This is a genomic window from Peptococcaceae bacterium, from assembly GCA_024655825.1.
Lineage (GTDB): Bacteria > Bacillota > Peptococcia > DRI-13 > PHAD01 > JANLFJ01.
The window spans coordinates 21,618-41,809 of the sequence record JANLFJ010000029.1; the positions used below are offsets into that span (position 1 = coordinate 21,618).

Consider the following 20,192-nt stretch of genomic DNA (forward strand, 5'->3'; position numbering starts at 1 on the left):
GACGAAAAGATAAGGGAGAGATATTGTTTGCCAAAGAAGGCCCACCTTAAAAAAGTGCTGGTTATCGGTTCGGGACCTGTGGTCATCGGGCAGGCGGCTGAGTTCGACTATGCGGGGACCCAGGCTTGCAGGGCCTTAAAGGAAGAAGGTCTGCAGGTCGTCCTGGCCAATTCGAACCCTGCCACGATCATGACCGACGCAGGCGTCGCCGACCGCATTTATATAGAACCGCTTACTGCGCCTGCTGTTGCCCATATCATCGAAAAAGAACGGCCCCAGGGACTGCTCGCGGGTCTGGGAGGACAGACCGCCCTGAATTTGGCTGTTGAACTGGCGGAAGCCGGGGTTTTGAACCAGTTCAGGGTAGAAGTGCTGGGGACTCCCCTGCCGGCGATCCGGAAAGCCGAAGACCGGGAAGAGTTCAAAAAAACCATGCTCGCCATCGGCGAGCCGGTTCCGGAGAGCGTAATCATTACCCGGCTTGAAGAAAGCTATGGCTTTGTGGAGAAGGTGGGATTCCCCGTGATCATCAGGCCAGCCTATACTTTGGGCGGTACAGGCGGGGGAATAGCCGGCAGCCGTGAGGAACTGGAACAACTGGTAACAGTCGGTTTAAGGGCGAGCAGGATCAACCAGGTTTTACTGGAACAGAGCGTGGCAGGCTGGAAAGAAATCGAGTTTGAGGTTATGCGCGACGGCAGCGATAACTGTATAACCGTATGCAGCATGGAGAACATGGACCCTGTCGGCATCCATACCGGCGACAGCATTGTCTTTGCTCCCACCCAAACCCTCTCCGACAGGGAATTCCAGATGCTCCGGTCGGCTTCGCTGAAGATCATCCGCGCTTTGGAAGTCGAGGGAGGCTGCAACATCCAGTTTGCCCTTGAGCCAGGCAGCGGCAGGTACGTGGTTATTGAAGTCAATCCACGGGTAAGCCGCTCCAGCGCGCTGGCTTCCAAGGCAACCGGCTATCCTATTGCCAAGGTAGCGGCCAGGATAGCCCTTGGTTACACGCTGGATGAGATTGTAAACGCCGTCACAGGCAAAACCACGGCCTGTTTTGAACCGGCTATCGATTACGTTGTGGCCAAAATACCGCGCTGGCCTTTTGACAAGTTCAGGACGGCCGACCGCCGTTTGGGCACCCAGATGAAATCCACAGGCGAAGTGATGGCTATTGACCGCACCCTGGAAGGGGCCTTGCTGAAAGCGGTCCGTTCCCTGGAATGCGGCTTGCAGGGCTTTGCCGTGAAGGCGGCGGGCACATGGACGGAGGTTGAACTGGAAAACAAGCTCTCGTACCCCGACGACGAGCGGTTGTTCGCGGTGGCCGAAGCCTTCCGCCGCCACTGGACTGTAGCGGAGATCTATGGCCGGACGAAAATCGACCCGTTTTTCCTGGAAAAGATCAGGAATATAGTGCTCCTGGAACGAGAGATCGAGGCGGGGGGAATGCGGGCGGACCTGGTCAGAAAAGCGAAAGCCCGCGGATTTTCCGACCTTCAGCTGGCCCGCCTTCTCCACAGCAGCGAAGACGAGGTCAGGAGATTTCGCCAGGAAAACGGGATAATCCCCGTCTATAAAATGGTCGACACCTGCGCCGCCGAGTTCGAAGCGGCCACCCCGTATTATTACTCCACTTACGAGGAAGAAAACGAAGCAAGGGTTAAGCCTGGGAAAAAGGTCATCGTGCTGGGGTCAGGGCCGATCAGGATAGGGCAGGGCATCGAGTTCGACTACTGTTCGGTTCACTCCCTGTGGGCCTTGAAAGAGGCTGGTTTTGAGGCAATCATCATTAACAACAACCCGGAGACGGTCAGCACCGATTTCGACATGGGCGACAGGCTGTATTTCGAACCGCTTGCCCTGGAAGACGTCCTTAATGTTGTAGAACTGGAAAAGCCGCTGGGCGTTGTCGTGCAGTTCGGCGGGCAGACCGCCGTCAACCTGGCCGCGCCGCTGGCCAGGCACGGTGTGAATATCCTGGGCACGTCCATTGAGGGGATTGACCTGGCTGAAGACCGGAAGCGGTGCGAAGCCTTGCTCGGCGAACTGGGCATTCCCCAGACTGAAGGAAGGACTGCCGCCAGGCCCCAGGAAGCGGTGGAAATTGCCGAATCGCTCGGGTTTCCGCTGGTCATGCGGCCGTCCTATGTCCTGGGCGGCAGGGCGATGGAAATCGTTCACACGATGGAAGAACTGCTCAGCTATAAAGAATGGCCGGAAAGCCTCGCCTCAGGGCATCCTGTCCTCATTGACAGGTACCTGCCCGGCATCGAAGTTGAAGTTGACGCCTTAAGCGACAAGGAGGACGTGCTGGTGGCCGGAATTATGGAACACATCGAAAGCGCGGGAGTGCATTCCGGCGACAGCATGGCCGTCTATCCGGCGCATACGCTGGCAACCGGCCTGAAAGAGACGATTGTCCGGTACACCCGGCAGATTGGCAGGGCTTTCCGTATTGCGGGGATATTCAATATCCAGTTCGTGGTATACCATGACCGGGTCTACGTGCTGGAAATCAACCCGCGAGCCTCGCGTACCGTTCCTTTCCTCAGCAAGGCTGCGGGGCTGCCCCTGGTCAGGGCGGGAACCGCCCTTATCCTGGGCAAAAGACTGGCTGATTTAAATTTGCGGGGAGGTTTATGGCCGGAACCTGACTTTTATACCGTCAAAGCTCCCGTGTTCTCTTTTGAAAAGCTGTCGAAGGTCGATACCTCCCTGGGACCGGAAATGAAGTCCACCGGCGAGGTGATGGGGTATGACTACACCCTGGGACGCGCGCTGTACAAGGCGCTCCTGGCCGTTTACGGGCGCGTGCCGCTGGGTGGAAACCTTCTTGTTTCCGCATCTGAAAAGGACAGCGAGAGAATAATACCACTGCTGCGAGACTTCAGCAGACTGGGCTACAGGATATTTGTCACCGGCGAGACCAGCCGTTTCTTGAAGGGGGCAGGATTTGAGATTAAACGCGTTGATCTGGGGAGCTTAAGCGGGGCGGCGGGCATCGAAGCCGCCAGGAACCTGATCAAAAGCGGGGAAGTGCAGCTGGTGATAGCTATTCCCAGGAAGGAACACGACCTGCTGGGCTTTGCCATCAGGCGCGCGGCGGTCGAGTACCGTATACCGTGCCTGACCACCATTGATACGGTGAAGGCTTTTCGAAATGTGCTGGAGTTCTTGGCGAGCCAGCCTTATCTGGAGGCAAGGGCCCTTCAGGACCTGCGAAAGTACGCCCCGCCCGTGCCGGAAGTGCCTGCCGTGTAACCCTCTTTTAAATTATTGAACGCGGAATAGAAACGATAAAAATGTATTACGGGGAGTGAGTTGTATTATGGATTTAAAAGGTCGTGATTTTATCAGCCTGGCTGACTTCAGCCGGCAAGAGATTTGGTATTTGCTGGAGCTGGCCCGCGATTTGAAGGACAAGCAAAAAAAGGGCATCCCGCACAGGCTCCTTGAGGGGAAAACCCTGGCCATGATCTTTCAAAAGGCCTCCACCCGCACCAGGGTTTCCTTTGAGGTGGCCATGTACCATCTGGGTGGACTGGCCATGTTTTTGAGCAAGAACGACCTGCAGATCGGCAGGGGAGAGCCCATCCAGGATACAGCCAGGGTACTGGCGCGCTACTGCGACGGGATACTGATCAGGACTTTCAGCCACCAGGAGGTCCTGGATTTGGCCAGGTATTCCGATGTCCCGGTCATCAACGGGCTGACCGACGATTTTCATCCCACCCAGGTCCTGGCGGACCTGCTCACCATCTGGGAACACAAGGGCGACCTGAACGGTTTGAAGCTTGCTTTTATCGGGGACGGGAACAACGTGGCCAACAGCCTGTTGACCGGCGGGGCCATCATGGGGATGGAAGTGGCGGTCGCCTCCCCGCCGGGTTTTGCTCCGGACCCGCGGGTGGTGGAGAAGGCCAGAACGCTGGCCGGCAGCACAGGTAAAATAAGCGTGGTTTGTGACCCCCAGGAAGCGGTAAAAGGGTCCCAGGTGTTGTATACTGATGTCTGGGCCAGTATGGGACAGGAGGAAGAAGCCGCTACGCGCCGGAAAGCCCTCGCCGGGTACCAGGTAAACCGGGAATTGTTAAAACTGGCCGGCGAAGACGCTGTGGTCATGCACTGCCTGCCGGCACACCGCGGGGAAGAGATCACCGACGAAGTGATGGAAGGCCCGCAGTCCGTTATTTTCGACGAGGCGGAAAACAGGCTTCACGCCCACAAGGCCATTTTGGCGGCCTTGCTGGGTTAGCGAACATATCAATATTTCTGGGATTGGAGAGGAAAGAAATGAAGAAGATTGAAAAGGTTGTCCTGGCCTATTCGGGCGGATTGGACACCTCCATAATCATTCCCTGGCTGAAAGAGAATTACGGCTGCGAGGTCATTGCCATGTCCGCTGACCTGGGACAGGGCGAAGACCTGGAACCGTTGAGACAAAAGGCGATCAGGACGGGAGCCAGCAAGATTTATATCGAAGACGTGAAGGAAGAGTTTGTGACCGGTTACATTTTTCCAACCCTGAAGGCGGGGGCGGTGTACGAGGGCAAGTATTTGCTCGGCACTTCTTTCGCCCGCCCGCTCATCGCCAAGAAGCTGGTGGAAGTCGCCTTGAAAGAGGGCGCCCAGGCGGTGGCCCACGGAGCAACGGGAAAAGGAAACGACCAGGTGCGCTTTGAGCTGGCGGTTAAGGCCCTTGCTCCCGACCTGAAGATAATCGCGCCCTGGCGCGAGTGGAATATCAGGTCAAGGGAGCAGGCAGTGGATTATGCCGCGGCGCGCGGCATACCTGTGCCCGTGACCAAAGACCGGCCTTACAGCATGGACGGCAACTTATGGCACTTGAGCCACGAAGGCGCCGACCTGGAAGACCCCGGCAAGGAGCCGCCTGGAGATGTCCTGCTTGTCATTACCCCTCCTGAAAAGGCTCCTGACAAGCCGGAATACGTGGAAATCGAGTTTGAAAAAGGCGTGCCGGTGGCCATCAACGGTGAGAAATGCGGCCCGGTCCAGCTGATCGAAAAAGCCAACACCGCAGCGGCCAGGAACGGTGTGGGGATCGCCGACATCCTGGAAAACCGCTTGGTCGGCATGAAATCGAGGGGAGTCTATGAGACGCCGGGAGGCACAGTCCTTTATCTTGCCCACCAGGAACTGGAACTCCTCACCCTGGACAGGATCACGCTCCATTACAAGCAGTTGATTGCTCTCCGTTATGCTGAACTGGTTTACGACGGCGTCTGGTTCCACCCGCTGCGCGAGGCTCTCGATGCCTTTGTCGACGTGACCCAGCAGACGGTTACAGGGAAAGTGCGGATGAAGCTGTACAAGGGCAACTGCACGCCTGCCGGCGCCGAATCGCCCTATTCATTATATAACGAGGCCTTTGCCACCTTCGGCGAAGACAAGGTATACAACCAGAAAGACGCGGAAGGGTTCATCAATCTTTTCGGCCTGCCGCTCAAAGTGCGGGCCCTGATGAAGAAGAAGGCGGGATTGGTTTAATAGGATAATAGGCGGCCGGCTGGCGACAGCCGGCCTGGCAGGGGGTGACGATTGTGAAAAAACTGTGGGGCGGCCGCTTCCAGAAAAACACCGACGCGCTGGCGGAGGATTTTCATTCTTCCATCAGCTTTGACCGGCGCTTGTACCGTCATGACATACGCGGCAGCATCGCGCACGCCAGGATGCTGGGGGAGGAAGGCATTATCACCCGCCGGGAAGCGGCGCAGATCATAGCGGGACTTGAGGAGATCCTGCAGGAGATCGAGGACGGCAAAATACAGTTCTCACAGGAAGCCGAAGACATCCACATGCACATTGAAGCGGTTTTGACGGAAAAAATCGGGCCGGCGGGCAAAAAACTGCACACCGGCAGGAGCCGGAACGACCAGGTGGCCCTTGATACCAGGCTTTTTGTCAGGGAAGAGATTGAAAAAACCAGGCTCTTGCTCCTTGACCTGGTGGACGTCCTGGTCGGGCTGGCCGGCGAACATGCGGAGACCATCATGCCAGGTTTTACCCACCTGCAGATTGCCCAGCCGGTGACCCTGGGCCACCACCTGCTCGCCTACACGGAAATGTTCAAACGCGATTACGGGCGGCTGGAGGACTGCCGCCGGCGGGCGGACGTCATGCCCCTGGGTTCGGGCGCCCTGGCCGGGACCACGTTTCCCCTGAATAGGGAAAAAGTCGCGCGGGAACTGGGGTTTTCCAGGGTTTCAGAAAACAGCATGGACAGCGTTTCCGACCGGGACTATATTATTGAGTTCCTGGCGGCGCTTTCGCTGGTGATGATGCACTTATCGCGCCTGGCCGAGGAGATTATCCTTTGGGCTAGCCAGGGCTTCGCCTTTGTGGAACTGGACGACGCGTACAGCACGGGTTCGTCTATCATGCCGCAGAAGAAAAACCCCGACGTAGCCGAACTCGTCAGGGGAAAAACGGGCCGTGTTTACGGCGATTTGCTGGCCTTGCTGGCGGTTATGAAGGGGCTGCCCCTGGCCTACAACAAAGACATGCAGGAAGACAAGGAAGCCCTTTTTGACGGCGTCGACACCGTGCAAAAATGCCTGCTGGTTTTTGCGCCGATGCTGGCCACAGCCGTTTTCAGGAAAGAAGAGATGTACAAGGCCGCCGGGAAAGGTTTTTCCAACGCGACTGACCTGGCCGATTACCTGGTAAGAAAAGGGATGAGCTTCCGCGACGCCCATCGCCTCGCCGGGAGCCTGGTCAGCTACTGCGTTTCCTGCGGCAAGGTCCTGGAAGAGCTGACGCTGGAGGAAATGAAAAAGGCCGGCCGGGATACAGGAATGGAACTTGCGGACCGCATCGACAGCGATGTTTACGAAGCCCTCAGGCTTGAGAACGTGGTGGGGCGTCGGCTCACCCATGGGGGCACCGCGCCGGTCCGGGTCAGGGAAGCGGTTGAGCGGGCCAGAAGGTGGTTGGAAGAAAAAAGAGCTGAGTGACAAAACCTCAGCTTTTTTCTTTCAATAGAGGGGTCATCAGTTTACTTTTATGCGGGAATATAATATAATAAAAACCAAGAAACCAAGCGAGTAAAGAGATAAGTATATTTTGGTATGGAGATGCATATAATATGTCTACGGCACTGCCTAAAAAGGGTTTGATAGATATGGAATCTCGGGTAATCAGGATATCATCCAAAAAGCAAATAACTATACCCCAGGCGTTTTATGAAAAGCTTGGCCTAGGCCGGGAGGCAGAATGCATCCTAAAGGGCGATGAGTTAATTATTAGGCGGCTTGATAAAGCTAGTGATGACTATTCTGACCTGATATTGCAAGACTTGGTTAACCAGGGTTACACAGGTGAAGAACTTGTGGAGCAATTCCGGAAGATGAAAGCCGGAATAAGATTAGCAGCTCAAAGGATGATAGATGATGCCGTCGCTATCGCTAAAAAAGATACTCGTGATAGGGAGTCGGTCCATAAAGAAATTTTTTCTGACGTGGAGTAGTTGATATGCTACCCGTGCAATATTTGCCACAGGCCGAAAAATACTTCAAGAAGATCCGTGATCCCAAGCTTAAACGACGGTTTAAAGAGGCCATTGATGAGATAAGGGCAAACCCGGAAGCAGGAAAGATTAAAAAATATGACTTAGCCGGTATCATGGGTTATGACGTATACTACAATAACACCAATTATGAAATAGCCTACAAGGTCGTTGAAATTGATGGAGAAACAATATTAATCATCCTGGCTGGAACCAGGGAAAACTTTTACGATGAGTTAAAAAAATACTTGAAAAGCCAAAGATGAGACTATTATTACAGAAAGACCGCCACATTATATTATGTTATATTATGCTATAGATTTATTAAGCACAGTAGCTGGAAGAAAAAAGAGCTGAGTGACAAAACCTCAGCTTTTTTCTTTCCTTTTGCTGAAAAACTCGTAAAATCCCATGATAACCAAAAACAAGCCGAATGTCTTTCTCAAAAGTCCCGCCTCGAACCTGTTGGCCAGGGTGGCGCCGAGCACGGCGCCTGCCAGCGTGCCCACGGTGAGAAAGGCGGCCAGCTTCACGTTTATGTTGTTCTGCCTGTAATGGGTGACGACGGCCACCAGCGCCGTGGGGATGAACGAGGCCAGGCAGACTCCCTGGGCCGTGTGCTGGTCGATATTCATCAAAATGACCAGGGCCGGAACCAGCAGGGTACCGCCGCCGATGGCCATCCCGCTCAAGATGCCTGTAAAAAGGCCTATTATATACACCATCATCAAAAAATCATCCTGATTCCCGCCAAAAACATAAAAATCCCGAAAATCTGCTTCAGGCGAGGGGCGGGAATTGTCTCCATCAGCCTGGCGCCAAGATAGCCCCCGGCCATCCCGCTTAAGGCTATTTTCAGAGCCAGTCCCCAGTCGAGGTGCTGGCTGGTCTGGTAAATAAAAGCGCTGACGGCTGCCGTCGGCAGGATAATGGCCAGAGAAGTCCCGTGCGCGATATGCTGTTTTTCCCCCAGGAGCAATATCATTGACGGTATGAGAATGGTACCGCCGCCTATTCCGATAAACCCGTTGACAAACCCGGCAATGAACCCGATTAATCCCAGCCGGCAGCCTGCCTGCAGCGAAAGCCGTATCAAACAAAAAACCTCCTTGCCGCATTTAGTTTTTGCCGGAAGAAGGGATTTAATACCGGCCTGAGAGGCGGCTGGCCGGCGGTCGCTGGCAGCTGGCGGCGCTGGTGGGTGTTAAAAGAGACTGGATGTTAATGTTGAAAGACTGTGAGTAAAAGAATGAGCAATATGCCAAGCAAAAACCCGGTGCGGGCAAAGCTGGGGTGCCACCGGTACGCTTCAGGGATCAACTCGTTTTTTACAATGAAGGCCATTGCTCCGCCGGCCAGGGCCAGCAGCAGGCAGATGAACCTCCCGGAAATGGATACAAGCAAAAGTCCGAGGCAGGAGCCCAGGGGGGTGAAAAGGCTTATGGCAAGGCAGGTCAGGATTATACCCCGCTTCGACATCCCGCCCATATTGAGGGGCGCTGCAGTGGCCATGCCCTCAGGGATGTTGTGCAGACCTATGGACAGGGCAATAAGAATTCCCAGGCTTTCTTTGGCCGAATAACCGACAGCGATGGCGATCCCCTCGGGCAGGTCGTGAAGCGCGATCCCCACGGCGATGAGATAGCCCATTTTTAAAAACCGGCCCTGCAGGCCAAGAGGTCCGGCGTTTTGTAAACCGGGAAGCAGAGATATGACCAGGTCGAGTCCCAGCATAAACAGCAGCCCGAGAAGAAAGCCGCTCCAGGCGGTGAGCATGCTGCCGTAGTCAAGCGCTGAAGGGATGAGGTCAAAAACCACAACCGCTGTCATCACCCCGCCGGCAAACCCCAGAAGAACCGCCAGGACTCGTTCGCCCGGCCGCCCGAGGGCGACCACCGCCAGCGCTCCCAGCACGGTAGCCAGGCCTGCCAGCGTGCTTTGCCAGATCACTTCATAAGCCATTGCTTCTTCTCCCTGGAACCATCTCGTTTAATAACAAGATAGTAGGAGACGGCCTTAATTATTACAGCAAGTTGATTCTATTTTATTCGCCATTCCTTTTTCATCTACCCTCAAGGACAGGTTTGGATTTACAATATAATTAAGAAATGCTTCATAAGGCAAACAAAGCTCTTGCAAATATGACATAAAGCAGATGCAACCTTAAGCCTGGGTTTGGTGTATAGAACGGTGTGAGAAGATAAAGGGGTTTTCAAATGTGGCCGATATAAATCTGAGCCTGATCCGCCGCTGTAAGCGGCGTGACAGGGAAGCCTTCTCCCTGCTGCTGTCCAGGTACGAAGGCGACCTGTTCCGGTTGTGTTGCAAGTACCTGGGAAACAAAGAAGATGCCCTGGACGCCGTGCAGGACATTTTTATTAAGGTTTTCAAAAACATCGGCTCCTTTGATGAAAGCCGCGAATTTTTGCCCTGGTTGAAAAGGATAGCGGTTAATACCTGTTTGAATTACCGCCGGGACAAAGGAAAGAAACAGCACCTGTCGTTGGATTATGAGAATGAAAAGGGCTGGTCGATTGTCCAGAGTATTTCTGCGGCGGAAAATGTGGAAGAACAGGTTGCTGGTTTAACCGCGCAGGCGGCAATCCGGGAAGGACTGGCGCTTTTGCCCCCAGGTCCAAGAATGGTCCTAACGCTGCATTACCTGGAAGGGTTTTCTTACCAGGAGATGGCCGAAATCCTCAACCAGCCGCTGGGGACGGTAAAAAACAGCCTTTTCCGGGCTCGCGGCCTGCTGAAATCGGTTCTTCTCAGGAAAGGTTTGCTGGAGGTATAGGCATGTGCAAGGTTAGTACGGAAATTTTAAACGAATATATCGACGGGACGATTGATCCCCTGGAAAGGGTAGTCTTGGAAGAACACCTCAAGTCGTGCCCGCAGTGCCGCGGGGAATTAAACCGCCTGAAAATAGTCGATTGGGAGATGAGGCGGTTTTTCAACGAAGACCATGAAATTCCGCCTGAGCTTCCTTTGCTCACAGCCGTGGTTTTGCAAGCGTGTTTTAAGAGCGAAGCGGAAGAAGCGGAAAACAAAGGGTTTTCATTCAAAGACGCGGTGGAACTTCAGGTGCGCAATTTTCGAAATTCCTTCAAGTTTCTCAGCCTCCTGCCCGGCATAAACCGGCCCGAAAAGGCTTCCTTACCGCCAAGAAAAAAGAAATCCGTGCTGCGCAGGATTATCGGCTTATGAGATTCAGGTGATAATATGACTGGCTTATCGATTGTTGTTTTGTTTTTCGGCTCCCTTATTGTTATTCTGTTGCTGGCGCTCATTGCGCCAGTTCATTGCGTGTTTTACGGCACCTGGCGGGAAAAGGCGGCCGGGAGGCTGGCTGTCCGGATCGGCCCTGCTGAGATGGAAGCGACCTGGACGGGAGATTCCGGCAGCCGCATTACTGCCAGGGTAATCGGGCTTCGAGTGGTTGACAGAGAAGTCACCGGCAGTAAAAAGGAAAAGGAGACGACCCGGGAAAAGAAAAGAGATGGTTTTTCGCCGGCTGATTCGCTGGTCTTCATGGACCGGCAGTTTATTCGCTCACTGGCGGAGACGATGGTCAGGATTATTAAGTCAGCCGCGCCGCGCGTATTGGAAACGAAAGGGTTCCTGGGGTTTGGAGACCCTTATTATACAGGGCTTTTTGCTGCTGTAAGAAGCGTTGTTCCCGGGATTGGCATAGAACCGGACTTTACGCGGGAGGTGCATGACATTTCCGCCAAGCTGGAGGGAAGAATAATTCTGATTGTCCTGCTGTTTCACGCGGGGAGATTTATCATTTCCAAGGAAGCCAGGCCGGTTTTGAAAAAAATGCTCCGGCGAAAAAAGGCTCAAAAGTTTGCAACCGGCACCGGCTCTCCGGTGTATAGATAGGTGCATGAATAAACGAAAAATAATATAGAAAGAAGGAGGCGTGAAGTATGGATTATAAAGAGAACCTGGAGACGCTTTTTGAAAAACTGGAGAGGTTTTTCCGGACAGAAACGGTGGTTGGAAAACCGTTGACTGTAGGCGATGTCACTCTCGTTCCCATCATTGAGGTGACCTTCGGCCTGGGGACAGGCGGCGGTTCCGGCAAAGACTCCAAGGGCAACGACGGGACAGGCGGCGGCGCCGGCGTGGGTGGAAAAATAGCTCCCAACAGCGTGCTGGTGATCAAAGGGGATGAGGTCACTTTAATGGCCCTGAAAGACAAGGGTTCGCTGGAAAGAATAATCGACATGGTCCCCGAAATCATCAGCAAAGTCAAGGCGGACAAGGAAGAATAGCCCCATATGCCAGCCCAAATGGCTAGCGTAATATTAATCTTGGCTCTATTTGAAAATGGCTTATAATAAACACTGTAGCAATTAAGCCTTCAGGAAACGTGAATCCTGGAGGGCGAGGCCATGCGAACCGTTTTCTATTCTCCCAGCCAAAGCGCAGAAGACAGGCAGTCGGGTGTTGATAAACACCGCGTGCCTGTTTTTGTTTTTGCCACATACTTGCAAGGAGGCAGGCCATCGGTCACGGATTGTTTTTAACCCGTGTTTCAAATATAATTTTTTGTATGATGGATAAAATCAGGTATATGATGAAGACTGAGGGACGGCCATGGCAAAGGGGAAGCTGGTTGCGCCGGTGCTGAAATGGGCCGGCGGAAAGAGGCAGGTATTAAAACACATCAAAAAGTACGTTCCAAAATCCTTTTCTGTTTATTATGAACCTTTCCTGGGCGGCGGCGCCCTGTTATTTGAACTGCAGCCCCAGGAAGCGGTGGTCAATGACATCAACGGCGAATTGATAAATATTTACAGGGTTATAAAGGACAGTGTCGGGGAATTGATCGAAGACCTTAAGCGGCACCGGAACGGAGAGGAATACTTTTACCGGCTCAGGGAACAGGACCGTGACCGGGAACAGTATGAAAGATTGACCGCCGTCCAGAAAGCATCGAGGATAATTTACCTCAACAAGACATGCTACAACGGGCTGTTCAGGGTCAACAAAGCCGGAGAATTCAACACGCCCTTTGGGGGCTACACGCATCCCAATATCGTCAATGAAGCCGTCTTAAGGGCGGTGAGCGATTATTTCAACAAGGCCAGGATCACCTTTACCAGCTTGGATTTTGAAGACGCGTTAAAGGATGTGAAAAGCGGCGCCTTTGTGTACCTTGATCCTCCGTACGACCCGGTTTCGGATACCGCAAGCTTCACAGGATACGATAAGGGCGGGTTCGACCGGTACGAGCAAAAGAGGCTGAAAAAAACGTGCGACCGGCTCAATGAAAAAGGCGTAAAGTTCATCCTTTCCAATTCGGCCACCGGCTTTATCAAGGACCTTTACAAAAACTACAAAATCATCGTGATAAACGCGAAAAGGCCGGTCAATTCCCGCGCTGATAAACGCGGTGAAATTGACGAGGTGCTGGTGATGAATTATTGAAAAAGAAAGAAAACAAGCCTCTCTTTGATACCTATTTATGGAAATAGAAATTGACTATTCTTTCAAATCTTGACGGCCATGAGACAAAAGAAATGGAATATATGTCCCTGGCTTCATCGACTGGTTGAGTGGCCTGAAACTTTTAGCTTTTCACGGCCGGTTTTTCCGTGTCGTTTATTCTTTCTCTTCATTCCGGTTTTTATATACTATGGCGGGGCTAGATAATCCCCGGTAGCAGTGAATATGAGCTTTGACGAAAGTTGTATATCCCATTAGTTCATGGATATGGCCACCGGCAATAGCAATTGCAGGTCCTGTTATTCCAACGAAATTGTGAACGTGTCCTAAATCTTGAGATGTTGTGCCTGTATAATAGTGGACATGTTGATCTAATCCGCCCGGATCAGCAGATGTTGCTCCACGCATGCAGTGAGTATGGGCTAATTCCAAGGAAGTTCGAGTATCATAATCATGAAAATGGGCTGGTTCCATTTCAGCCATAAAAAAGCACCCCCCTTTCTTGACGTTATATAATATGCGAGTAATTAGGAAGAGTACAAAGTTTCGAGGATAAAATTATAACAGGGGAGTAATTAGCTGTTGCAGATAATATTTAGCCCTCAATAGATTTTAGGGCATACATCCCTGGAGATGGTAAGGAGATATTTTGATTTGGCTTCAGCTTATACCTTGGATAAGCATAAGATGTATTCGCTTTTGGATAATTTGCAAAAAAGGGAATGATTTAAATATTATGTAGTGAAATATGGTCTAAAATGGTAAAATAAAGTATGAAAGAGCATAAAAAGCTATAACTTATATGTTGTTTTTTTATTTATATGTATTGTCATTATAACTTATGGGTAATATAATATTAGTGAGGTCTACTAATGGAAAACATCAAAAACATTGTATATCCAGAAGAATTCCGCAGCGGATATATTAAGGAACATTGGGACTATAAAAAAGACCTCGAAGACATTTTAGAAAAAAGTGGTTTAATAAATAGTTTTAGTGGAGTATATAAACAGAGGTTGAAATGGCTGGAAGAAAACAAAGAAGACAGTATAAAAAGGAATAAATGGTTTGAGAAGCTTAAACGAGCTCCTGACCTATATTCAATGAAATTCGAAAGAACTGCTAAAAATATTAGGATTCTTTATGCTTTTGTTTCTTATGGTAAAGAAATAAAAGCCGTATTATTATACCCTTTTGAAGAAAAAGAAGATACAAAAAGGGGACAGAAAAGTTATTCTTGTGCTATAGAAATTGCTCAAAGAAGACTAAAGGAGGTTAAAGGATGATTGATTTTAATAACTTGCCCGATGCATGGGCTACGGTAGAAACAATATTTAGCGGGAAAGAGAATAGTGATAGTTTATATGATATTTATTATCAGATATCATCTGCAATTTTTAGATATCGGGAAAAATATAATATGTCACAAAAACAATTAGCAGAAAAGCTTGGGGTTACTCAAGCGATGGTGTCAAAACTTGAAAGCGGAGATTATAATTATACGATTGAGCAGCTTTGGAAAGTAGCAACAAAGCTCAATTTTGATCTTGCTATTAAATTTGCAGAGAAAGAGGAAGACTCATTAATGACAGTATTTAACAATGATCAGGGTCCTACTATTGATAATGAACCTGTTTTTTCGGTGGCAGCATGAATACAAAAGAGATAAGCGCTGATTTTCAATTTCTTGGAAATAGGGTCTGTAAGTTCAAACTGGAAACATTCCCTATTAATGTTAGGGAAAAAGCTGAAGTTAATTTTGAGATTGATTACAAAATTGGGGATATAAGTGAGGAAAATAATACACTAATCGGACGTATTGTATTAAAGGAACAAATAAAAGCAACAGTAAAGAAAAAGACGCTATATAAGTGCCAGGTTGAAGTAGAAGGAGTATTTGCCGGAAACCCTGAGGTTCTAAATCGTGAAAAATTTAAAAAAATGGTAGAGCTTAATGGGTTGGTGACCCTTTTTCATATTTTAAGAGCATATTTAATAGGTGTGTCTGCACAATCTGGTATTAATCCCCCCATTAAGACGCCCATGATAAATGTAATGAAGATTATTGAAGCAAAAAGTAGTATGGTTTCGCCACAAAAAGGAGAAAGTTAGTTAATAATCAATAGAAGATAATAGAAAAATGAGCCAAGATGATTCATTTTTTGAGCAGATTCTGGCACTTCATGAGTTCGTACCAACCGACGATAATCAGTTCTTTTATACCCGGGAAGGCCGGGTGGCACAACGACGTTTCATCTTCTCATTTGACGTTTCCCGTTTTTTTGAGGATATTGCTTCACGGGAGCAACGGATTGCGAAAGTTATGGCTTGGATTGCTGAGCAAAATGCCAAACTAGCTTTAGCCAAGAAATCACGCCAAAAGGAATTGCTGGAACGCGATGTACATAAAATGCTATCCAAACACAAACTCAAGTCATTGGTGAACGTAACTATTACACCCATTGAGGTAGAAGTGAGCAAAATAGACGGCTCAATTCGAATAGTCCATTCGTTTCAGTTATCGGCGGAAATTGATAAAACTAGGGAAAGAAAAATCCGACGATTAGATGGTATGACTTGTTTTATTACCAACGATTTAACGATTCCTCAAGCCCAGATCATTCAGAAATACAGAGAGAAAAACAAAATAGAAGAGGCATTTCGGGAAATGAAGTCCCAGTTGTCCTTAAGGCCGATTCATTTAACTCGTCCCGAACGGGTCAAGGCCCATGTCACCATTTGCATTTTAGCTTATCTACTACTAAATACGATGGAGATAATTCTCAAGAGGACTGGACATTCAATATCCCCTATCGACGTTTTGAAAAAAGTGCAAACCTGCCAGTTAAATCGAGTAGGCATTAAAGGCTCAACCAGTTATTCTCTAACCGTAACACAAATGACGGAGCAACAAGTAGAGTGGACAAAACTGTTTCAATGTGAATACCTGTTGAATCCAAAGGTTATAAAACAGATAACAAAATTCCTGGAAAATGCGCTGTAGTGACAAAATCAATATTGTTCTATGGCTCAATACCTTGCTACATCTAATGTTGGAAATTTTTTACGCCAAACTTGGGTTCTAAGGAAAATGAACAGCTAAACGTGAAGAGCCGGTACCCCAGGGTAACCGACTCTTTTCTTTGCCGCAAGCCATTTGATGAAAGGACGGACTGATAGACTGACGGACGTAGTCCAAATTAATCTGCTTATTCCAGTCCAGAATAAAGAGATTGCTAACAGTATCTTTCTGAGGATGCAACAAGAATTCCACGGAAAAAGGAAGTACGCAAAAAAGTAAAAGGGATGAGCAAAAAAGCAGTACAGGTATTGTTATCAGTTCCGGATTTATCCACAAAAGCAGGGCGAAGGGATCTAGCACTTATGATTATCATATACAGCACTGCCGCCAGAATGGATGAAATCCTGTCTTTAAAAACAGAACAACTGCATTTGGATGCGGAAAAGCCGAATGTCACCATCATTGGAAAGGGAAGCAAAATAAGAACCCTGCATCTTCTACCTAAGGCAGTTGCACATTTAAAGAAATACCTGAAAGAATTTCATGGTGATACTCCAAATCCGGAAGCTTATGTTTTTTATTCAAGGAATACCGGGTCACATGGAAAGATGAGTCAGACTGCAGTAAACAAGCAACTGAAAAAACATGCCAGAGCCGCACATGAAATGTGTGATGAAGTGCGACGGGATCTTCATGCTCATCAGCTGAGGCATGCCAAGGCCTCCCACTGGTTGGAAGACGGCATGAATATCGTACAGATTTCATTTCTGTGTAAGCGTCAAACCGTACCCACCTGGTTGGATTCCCGAGAATATAAGATAATCTTCCTCAGAACACGAAATGAGGAGGATTTTTTATGCCGAAAACAGAACTGCAAAAAGAATGGGAGATTAGGATTGCCGAATATCGAGCCAGCGGACAGACAGCAAAAGAATGGTGCGCAGCCCATAATGTAACGCCCAGGCAATTATGGTACTGGCTGCGGAAATTTAAGAACAAGGAAGATGCTTCCCCCGTTAAGCCGACCCGGTGGCTGCCGGTAGAAGTATGTGAGCAGGTATCCATGGAGCAAAGCAATGCCTTATTGGTTAAAGTGGGACAGGCTGGCATCGAGGTACGGCCCGGCTTTGATCCGGCCCTGCTCTCACAGGTCGTGCGCATACTGACAACGTTATGCTAAACGCAGGTGTTGAGCGGGTTTATCTCGCCTGCGGCGCCACCGATTTGCGCAAGTCCATTGACGGGCTGGCGGTACTCGTGAAGGAAGTATTCAAACTGGACCCGTTTTCCCCGTGTCTGTTTGTTTTTTGCAATCGCCAGCGCGACAAGCTCAAAATTCTCCAGTGGGACCACAATGGTTTTTGGCTCCATTATCGCCGGCTGGAGCGAGGAAAATTTCCTTGGCCGATGGAAACCGGTTCGAATACTGTGACGATTAGCCCCCGGCAGTTGCGCTGGTTGCTCGACGGTCTCTCCTTAAAGCAGCCCCAAGCGCATCCTGAGGTGAAAGCACGCATCATCTTGTAAAGGACAATATTTTTTTAGTCCCGTGGTTCATTTTGGAGGAAATGGCTGTAATTTGTCGAATAGCTAAAATATGAACAGCACATCGAATGTTGCCGCAATGACCATAGAAGAACTGCAAAAGCGCTGTGTTCAACTGGAACGGGAAAATGCTGAACTGACCGCGAAGCTGAACTGGTTTATGGAGCAGTTTCGCTTAATTAAACACCGGCAGTTTGGTGTTTCCAGCGAACGGATCGAACAGCAGCAGCTTTTTCTTTTTAATGAGGCGGAAGCGGAAGCCCGCCCGGTTCCGGTTGAGCCGACAGTGGAAACGATCACTTACCGGCGCCGCAAACAACGCGGCCACCGTGAGACAGTGCTTGAAAAGGTGCCGGTTGAAACGATCGAGTACCGCCTGCCGGTCGAAGAGCAGGTTTGCTCGTGCTGCGGCGGTCCTTTGCATGAAATGAGCACCGAGGTAAGGCAAGAACTTAAGGTTATTCCGGCCCAGGTGAAAGTGGTCAGGCATGTACGTTACGTTTATGCCTGCCGCCGTTGCGAGCGTGAGGATATAACAACGCCTATTGTCACGGCGCCGATGCCGGCTCCTGTGCTTCCCGGAAGTCTGGTGTCTCCTTCTCTTATGGCTTACATCATGAACCAAAAATATACAGAAGGATTGCCGCTGTACCGCCAGGAACAGCAATTTGCCAGTTTTGGCATCGAGTTGTCACGTCAGACGCTCGCCAACTGGGTGCTTTACGGGGCAAACAACTGGTTGGCTCCGGTTTACGACCGCTTGCATGAACATCTGCTCAAGAGGGATATCCTGCATGCCGACGAAACGACCCTGCAGGTCTTGCGCGAACCGGGCCGAGCCGCTGAAACGCAGTCATACTGCTGGCTTTATCGTACCGGGCGGGATGGGCCACCAATCATTCTTTACGAATACCAGACCACCCGGGCCAGTAAACACCCCCGCCGGTTTCTGTCAGGCTTCAAAGGCTATTTGCATGTTGACGGTTATGCCGGTTACAATGATCTGCCTGATATAACCCTGGTTGGCTGTTGGGCCCATGCCCGGCGCAAATTTGATGAGGCGCTGAAGGCCCTGCCGGATTCAAAACGCTCGGCAGGCGTGGCCGCCAAAGAGGGGCTGGAATTCTGCAATCGCCTCTTTGCCATTGAGCGCGACATAAAAGACGCTGCTCCGGATGAACGTTATAAAATCCGCCTGGTGCGCAGCCGACCCGTGCTGGATGCTTTTTTGGCATGGCTTAAAAGCCAAAAACCGCAAGTGCTTCCTAAAAGCTCCTTTGGTCAGGCAATCAAGTATTGCCTGAGCCAGTGGAACAAGCTCGAAGCCTTTTTGCAAGATGGGCGCTTGGAACTCGATAATAACCGCAGTGAACGCTCCATCAAGCCCTTTGTCATTGGTCGCAAGAATTGGCTCTTTGCCAACACTCCCCGCGGAGCACAGGCCAGCGCCATTACATACAGCATTATAGAAACGGCTAAAGAGAATAGTCTGAGTCCCTTCCACTATCTTTGCTATCTTTTTGAGAAGCTTCCCAATATGGATATCAAAGACAAGAATGCCTTGGATAAGCTGCTCCCCTGGTCCGATTCTTTACCCCCTGTATGCCGGCTCATTAAATAAGCCTGTCTGAGTCCCCCGCCATATTGTCTAGGTGGGGGTTATTTTACGCTTACCGCAATACCACGGTGAAAGTCCGCCGAGAGACTGAGGTTGCCATACGTGCTGAATTTAACAATTCTGATCACAAAGTGCAGGCATAATGGCTCGGATGCCAAAACAGGGGACATATCAACGCCTGATGAGTTGGCTTGGTATGTGATACGCCTTCCAAAGAGGAAACGCTAAGAGTCTTTTTCGACGGTACCTTTATTGAAAGACAAAAAAGCAAAATGCTGTGTATGTGTTTATATGTGTCATTTTTGTTAGCAGAAAAAATCACAAAAAAGAGGACAGATATCTTCACTATTCTTGCTATTATTCGATGTTTCGTATATAATACATTTGGAAATACATTCCTCCGAGGTGGCATAATGGAATATATCACAGCAAAAGAAGCTGCGGGAAAATGGGGTATATCACAACGTAGGGTGCAAGTGTTATGTGAGCAAGGACGGATACAGGGTGCGTTTCGTTTAGGGTGGGCTTGGGCCATACCTAAAGATGAAAATAAGCCTTCAGATGCTCGAAAAATGAAAACGAAAATAATACGTGTAAACGTCAATATCAAATGTACCAAAAACGCTAATATTTTTTGTACCACTTTGAGCCAATTTCTACCAATAAAATTCCCAGTAATTAATTTCCAAAAATGGTTTTTCGATTTTCTAGTCTGTAGCTTGGACCATCCAGGGTAAATATCTCACACTGGTGGGCCAGACGGTCGAGGATTGCGGCGGTTATCATACTGTCACCTATGAACTCACTCCATTCCTCGAAGCTTTTGTTACTGGTCAAGATGATAGATGTTTTTAGATACAGTAAATTCACTAATTCATATAGCTTGTTTGCGTCCTGTTTAGAGATGGGCAAGAAGCCCACCTCGTCCAGGATGACCAGATCACTGTTCTTTATGGCCTTGACCCTTCTTGCGGATCCTAAAGACTTCGGAAATCAGCCCCAGGGCCGCAAGAAGG

The 20,192-nt window shown here is 49.7% G+C and carries 26 protein-coding genes; 21 read left to right on the forward strand and 5 right to left on the reverse strand.

Annotated elements, in window-relative coordinates; genetic code table 11:
• Positions 1 to 27: 27 nt before the first annotated feature.
• The 6 genes from carB (at position 28) to NUV48_11185 (ending at position 7,800) form a co-directional block, all read left to right on the forward strand.
• Positions 28 to 3,270 (forward strand): carbamoyl-phosphate synthase large subunit, encoded by a 3,243-nt coding sequence (gene carB, locus NUV48_11160; GenBank protein ID MCR4442696.1) that lies wholly within the window; start codon positions 28 to 30, stop codon positions 3,268 to 3,270.
• Positions 3,271 to 3,337: 67 nt separating this feature from the next.
• Positions 3,338 to 4,264 carry an ornithine carbamoyltransferase gene (argF, locus tag NUV48_11165; protein MCR4442697.1) on the forward strand — a complete coding sequence of 309 codons (927 nt, stop codon included), beginning with the start codon at positions 3,338 to 3,340 and terminating at the stop codon, positions 4,262 to 4,264.
• Positions 4,265 to 4,287: 23 nt separating this feature from the next.
• Complete coding sequence (locus NUV48_11170) at positions 4,288 to 5,517, forward strand: argininosuccinate synthase (GenBank protein MCR4442698.1); 1,230 nt, start codon at positions 4,288 to 4,290, stop codon at positions 5,515 to 5,517.
• Between the two features lie 53 nt (positions 5,518 to 5,570).
• Positions 5,571 to 6,983 carry an argininosuccinate lyase gene (gene argH, locus NUV48_11175; protein MCR4442699.1) on the forward strand — a complete coding sequence of 471 codons (1,413 nt, stop codon included), beginning with the start codon at positions 5,571 to 5,573 and terminating at the stop codon, positions 6,981 to 6,983.
• A gap of 131 nt (positions 6,984 to 7,114) precedes the next feature.
• Positions 7,115 to 7,495, forward strand: a complete 381-nt coding sequence (locus NUV48_11180) for an AbrB/MazE/SpoVT family DNA-binding domain-containing protein (protein MCR4442700.1) — start codon at positions 7,115 to 7,117, stop codon at positions 7,493 to 7,495.
• A gap of 5 nt (positions 7,496 to 7,500) precedes the next feature.
• Entirely contained in the window at positions 7,501 to 7,800 is a 300-nt protein-coding gene (locus tag NUV48_11185) for a type II toxin-antitoxin system RelE/ParE family toxin (protein ID MCR4442701.1), read from the forward strand.
• A gap of 102 nt (positions 7,801 to 7,902) precedes the next feature.
• Here NUV48_11185 and NUV48_11190 read toward each other — a convergent pair whose 3' ends face one another.
• From NUV48_11190 to NUV48_11200, 3 genes are all read right to left on the reverse strand, one after another.
• Positions 7,903 to 8,262 (reverse strand): sulfite exporter TauE/SafE family protein, encoded by a 360-nt coding sequence (locus NUV48_11190; GenBank protein MCR4442702.1) that lies wholly within the window; start codon positions 8,260 to 8,262, stop codon positions 7,903 to 7,905.
• On the reverse strand, positions 8,262 to 8,630 hold the full coding sequence (locus NUV48_11195) for a sulfite exporter TauE/SafE family protein (GenBank protein ID MCR4442703.1): 369 nt from the start codon (positions 8,628 to 8,630) through the stop codon (positions 8,262 to 8,264). The genes NUV48_11190 and NUV48_11195 overlap by 1 nt, the downstream gene beginning before the upstream one ends.
• 125 nt (positions 8,631 to 8,755) lie before the next feature.
• Complete coding sequence (locus tag NUV48_11200; protein MCR4442704.1) at positions 8,756 to 9,496, reverse strand: ZIP family metal transporter; 741 nt, start codon at positions 9,494 to 9,496, stop codon at positions 8,756 to 8,758.
• A gap of 256 nt (positions 9,497 to 9,752) precedes the next feature.
• Between NUV48_11200 and NUV48_11205 the strand changes: the two genes are divergently transcribed.
• The 6 genes from NUV48_11205 to NUV48_11230 all read left to right on the forward strand — a co-directional run bounded on the left by NUV48_11205 (position 9,753) and on the right by NUV48_11230 (position 12,973).
• Positions 9,753 to 10,328 (forward strand): sigma-70 family RNA polymerase sigma factor, encoded by a 576-nt coding sequence (locus NUV48_11205; protein ID MCR4442705.1) that lies wholly within the window; start codon positions 9,753 to 9,755, stop codon positions 10,326 to 10,328.
• Positions 10,329 to 10,330: 2 nt separating this feature from the next.
• Complete coding sequence (locus NUV48_11210; GenBank protein MCR4442706.1) at positions 10,331 to 10,741, forward strand: zf-HC2 domain-containing protein; 411 nt, start codon at positions 10,331 to 10,333, stop codon at positions 10,739 to 10,741.
• A gap of 15 nt (positions 10,742 to 10,756) precedes the next feature.
• Entirely contained in the window at positions 10,757 to 11,419 is a 663-nt protein-coding gene (locus NUV48_11215; GenBank protein MCR4442707.1) for a hypothetical protein, read from the forward strand.
• A gap of 47 nt (positions 11,420 to 11,466) precedes the next feature.
• Complete coding sequence (locus NUV48_11220) at positions 11,467 to 11,814, forward strand: spore germination protein GerW family protein (protein ID MCR4442708.1); 348 nt, start codon at positions 11,467 to 11,469, stop codon at positions 11,812 to 11,814.
• A gap of 120 nt (positions 11,815 to 11,934) precedes the next feature.
• The gene (locus NUV48_11225; protein MCR4442709.1) at positions 11,935 to 12,069 is read left to right on the forward strand and encodes a hypothetical protein; all 135 of its coding nucleotides are present in this window, start codon (positions 11,935 to 11,937) and stop codon (positions 12,067 to 12,069) included.
• A gap of 70 nt (positions 12,070 to 12,139) precedes the next feature.
• A complete protein-coding gene (locus tag NUV48_11230; GenBank protein ID MCR4442710.1) occupies positions 12,140 to 12,973 on the forward strand; it encodes a DNA adenine methylase in 834 nt (277 codons plus the stop codon).
• A 174-nt stretch (positions 12,974 to 13,147) separates the two neighbouring features.
• Here the strand turns inward: NUV48_11230 and NUV48_11235 are convergent, their stop codons facing one another.
• A complete protein-coding gene (locus NUV48_11235) occupies positions 13,148 to 13,474 on the reverse strand; it encodes a YmaF family protein (protein ID MCR4442711.1) in 327 nt (108 codons plus the stop codon).
• Positions 13,475 to 13,863: 389 nt separating this feature from the next.
• Between NUV48_11235 and NUV48_11240 the strand changes: the two genes are divergently transcribed.
• The 9 genes from NUV48_11240 (at position 13,864) to NUV48_11280 (ending at position 19,913) form a co-directional block, all read left to right on the forward strand.
• Positions 13,864 to 14,277 carry a hypothetical protein gene (locus tag NUV48_11240; protein ID MCR4442712.1) on the forward strand — a complete coding sequence of 138 codons (414 nt, stop codon included), beginning with the start codon at positions 13,864 to 13,866 and terminating at the stop codon, positions 14,275 to 14,277.
• Positions 14,274 to 14,645 carry a helix-turn-helix transcriptional regulator gene (locus tag NUV48_11245; protein ID MCR4442713.1) on the forward strand — a complete coding sequence of 124 codons (372 nt, stop codon included), beginning with the start codon at positions 14,274 to 14,276 and terminating at the stop codon, positions 14,643 to 14,645. Before NUV48_11240 ends, NUV48_11245 begins: the two co-directional genes overlap by 4 nt.
• Positions 14,642 to 15,103: a protein-export chaperone SecB gene (locus NUV48_11250; protein MCR4442714.1), complete on the forward strand. Its 462-nt coding sequence runs from the start codon at positions 14,642 to 14,644 to the stop codon at positions 15,101 to 15,103. The genes NUV48_11245 and NUV48_11250 overlap by 4 nt, the downstream gene beginning before the upstream one ends.
• A 28-nt stretch (positions 15,104 to 15,131) precedes the next feature.
• Positions 15,132 to 15,995 carry a transposase gene (locus NUV48_11255; GenBank protein ID MCR4442715.1) on the forward strand — a complete coding sequence of 288 codons (864 nt, stop codon included), beginning with the start codon at positions 15,132 to 15,134 and terminating at the stop codon, positions 15,993 to 15,995.
• Positions 15,996 to 16,297: 302 nt separating this feature from the next.
• Positions 16,298 to 16,969: a tyrosine-type recombinase/integrase gene (locus NUV48_11260; protein ID MCR4442716.1), complete on the forward strand. Its 672-nt coding sequence runs from the start codon at positions 16,298 to 16,300 to the stop codon at positions 16,967 to 16,969.
• Complete coding sequence (locus NUV48_11265) at positions 16,870 to 17,193, forward strand: transposase (GenBank protein MCR4442717.1); 324 nt, start codon at positions 16,870 to 16,872, stop codon at positions 17,191 to 17,193. The genes NUV48_11260 and NUV48_11265 overlap by 100 nt, the downstream gene beginning before the upstream one ends.
• Entirely contained in the window at positions 17,187 to 17,540 is a 354-nt protein-coding gene (tnpB, locus tag NUV48_11270; protein ID MCR4442718.1) for an IS66 family insertion sequence element accessory protein TnpB, read from the forward strand. The genes NUV48_11265 and tnpB overlap by 7 nt, the downstream gene beginning before the upstream one ends.
• A gap of 70 nt (positions 17,541 to 17,610) precedes the next feature.
• Positions 17,611 to 19,179 (forward strand): IS66 family transposase, encoded by a 1,569-nt coding sequence (locus NUV48_11275; protein MCR4442719.1) that lies wholly within the window; start codon positions 17,611 to 17,613, stop codon positions 19,177 to 19,179.
• 410 nt (positions 19,180 to 19,589) lie between these two features.
• A complete protein-coding gene (locus NUV48_11280; GenBank protein MCR4442720.1) occupies positions 19,590 to 19,913 on the forward strand; it encodes a helix-turn-helix domain-containing protein in 324 nt (107 codons plus the stop codon).
• On the opposite strand, the gene NUV48_11285 is transcribed toward NUV48_11280, so the two are convergent.
• Positions 19,855 to 20,097: an ATP-binding protein gene (locus NUV48_11285; protein MCR4442721.1), complete on the reverse strand. Its 243-nt coding sequence runs from the start codon at positions 20,095 to 20,097 to the stop codon at positions 19,855 to 19,857. The genes NUV48_11280 and NUV48_11285 overlap by 59 nt on opposite strands.
• Between the last annotated feature and the right edge of the window lie 95 nt (positions 20,098 to 20,192).

Coding starts and splice junctions, on each gene's coding strand:
- argF (MCR4442697.1), top strand. CDS start 3,338: ATGGATTTAAAAGGTCGTGATTTTATCAGCCTGGCTGACTTCAGCCGG.
- NUV48_11180 (MCR4442700.1), top strand. CDS start 7,115: ATGTCTACGGCACTGCCTAAAAAGGGTTTGATAGATATGGAATCTCGG.
- NUV48_11185 (MCR4442701.1), top strand. CDS start 7,501: ATGCTACCCGTGCAATATTTGCCACAGGCCGAAAAATACTTCAAGAAG.
- NUV48_11190 (MCR4442702.1), bottom strand. CDS start 8,262: ATGATGGTGTATATAATAGGCCTTTTTACAGGCATCTTGAGCGGGATG.
- NUV48_11200 (MCR4442704.1), bottom strand. CDS start 9,496: ATGGCTTATGAAGTGATCTGGCAAAGCACGCTGGCAGGCCTGGCTACC.
- NUV48_11210 (MCR4442706.1), top strand. CDS start 10,331: ATGTGCAAGGTTAGTACGGAAATTTTAAACGAATATATCGACGGGACG.
- NUV48_11215 (MCR4442707.1), top strand. CDS start 10,757: ATGACTGGCTTATCGATTGTTGTTTTGTTTTTCGGCTCCCTTATTGTT.
- NUV48_11220 (MCR4442708.1), top strand. CDS start 11,467: ATGGATTATAAAGAGAACCTGGAGACGCTTTTTGAAAAACTGGAGAGG.
- NUV48_11225 (MCR4442709.1), top strand. CDS start 11,935: ATGCGAACCGTTTTCTATTCTCCCAGCCAAAGCGCAGAAGACAGGCAG.
- NUV48_11230 (MCR4442710.1), top strand. CDS start 12,140: ATGGCAAAGGGGAAGCTGGTTGCGCCGGTGCTGAAATGGGCCGGCGGA.
- NUV48_11235 (MCR4442711.1), bottom strand. CDS start 13,474: ATGGCTGAAATGGAACCAGCCCATTTTCATGATTATGATACTCGAACT.
- NUV48_11240 (MCR4442712.1), top strand. CDS start 13,864: ATGGAAAACATCAAAAACATTGTATATCCAGAAGAATTCCGCAGCGGA.
- NUV48_11245 (MCR4442713.1), top strand. CDS start 14,274: ATGATTGATTTTAATAACTTGCCCGATGCATGGGCTACGGTAGAAACA.
- NUV48_11250 (MCR4442714.1), top strand. CDS start 14,642: ATGAATACAAAAGAGATAAGCGCTGATTTTCAATTTCTTGGAAATAGG.
- NUV48_11255 (MCR4442715.1), top strand. CDS start 15,132: ATGAGCCAAGATGATTCATTTTTTGAGCAGATTCTGGCACTTCATGAG.
- NUV48_11260 (MCR4442716.1), top strand. CDS start 16,298: ATGAGCAAAAAAGCAGTACAGGTATTGTTATCAGTTCCGGATTTATCC.
- NUV48_11265 (MCR4442717.1), top strand. CDS start 16,870: ATGCCGAAAACAGAACTGCAAAAAGAATGGGAGATTAGGATTGCCGAA.
- tnpB (MCR4442718.1), top strand. CDS start 17,187: ATGCTAAACGCAGGTGTTGAGCGGGTTTATCTCGCCTGCGGCGCCACC.
- NUV48_11275 (MCR4442719.1), top strand. CDS start 17,611: ATGAACAGCACATCGAATGTTGCCGCAATGACCATAGAAGAACTGCAA.
- NUV48_11280 (MCR4442720.1), top strand. CDS start 19,590: ATGGAATATATCACAGCAAAAGAAGCTGCGGGAAAATGGGGTATATCA.